Source organism: Pelomicrobium sp. G1 (assembly GCF_051905455.1).
Taxonomy (GTDB): domain Bacteria; phylum Pseudomonadota; class Gammaproteobacteria; order Burkholderiales; family UBA6910; genus Pelomicrobium.
Map to the genome: position 1 here is coordinate 1 of NZ_JBQACR010000316.1, position 280 is coordinate 280.

The window sequence follows — 280 nt, forward strand, 5'->3', positions numbered from 1 at the left end:
GGTATGGTGCCAGGATCTGGGAGCAACCAATATTGTCATCAATCCGTCGGGCGTCCTCGACGTACGGCGATTCAAGATGTGGAACTCAGCCCTGTCCTTGCAAGCTATGGCGGCCAAGGCGCCGACGGCAACAACGTTCGTCGAGTTCGCTGGTTCTGAACTGTCGGCCCGCGACGCACGCCGTATCGGAGAACTCGCTCATGGCGCGCTCCGAGCAAGGACCCGTCTTCGTGGCAAAGGCCAGGGTGGAACCGTCCTCGCAGCCCAAGGGAGCGCCGGT

1 pseudogene is annotated in these 280 nt (G+C 62.1%); it reads left to right on the forward strand.

Features of this window, described 5'->3' with window-relative positions:
• Positions 1-280, forward strand: a pseudogene (locus ACTFO6_RS18655) (sialidase); the annotation flags it as partial.